Below are 507 nucleotides of genomic sequence, written 5' to 3' on the forward strand. Positions count from 1 at the left end.
GAGCGCCAGTCGTCGGAGCCGGAGGTGCCGGAGACTTCGTGGGTCCAGGTGATCTTGCGGTAGGTGAAGTGCACGTCTTCCAGGTGGGTGAAGTGGGCGTTGCCCGGGTCCTGGCAGTTGTGCATGTAGTCCTTGATGTCGACGATGATCGCGTCTTCCAGGACGGTGGTGTAGTAGTGCTCCTGGGTGCCGGCGGCGGAGGTGCGGTACCACTGGATCTCGACCTTGGTCAGGCGCTCGCCGGAGGTCAGGGCGGCCAGCAGCAGCGGCGAGGCCTTGTCGAAGACCTTGGTGATGACCACCGGCTTGTGCACGCGCTGGCCGGTCGGCTGGCCGGACTGCGGGTCGCGCGGGATGATCACTTCGTGGTTGAAGCCCTGGACCATCACCTGGTCCTCGTGGCCTTCCTGATAGGTGTTGCCGACCGAGTCCTCGGTGAAGGCGCCGGCGGTGATCAGGCCCTGCTTGGTGCCGGTGATGGACATATAGGCGGGTGTTGCCATGGAT

At 64.7% G+C, this 507-nt stretch carries 1 protein-coding gene; it reads right to left on the reverse strand.

The window, feature by feature from the left end:
* Window positions 1–503 (reverse strand): Hcp family type VI secretion system effector (locus tag HMPREF2716_RS05215; RefSeq protein WP_003111830.1); only part of this gene is annotated, 503 nt, incomplete at its 3' end.
* Window positions 504–507 lie beyond the last annotated feature (4 nt).

This window comes from Pseudomonas sp. HMSC076A11 (assembly GCF_001810205.1).
GTDB classification, from domain to species: Bacteria; Pseudomonadota; Gammaproteobacteria; order Pseudomonadales; family Pseudomonadaceae; genus Pseudomonas; species Pseudomonas aeruginosa.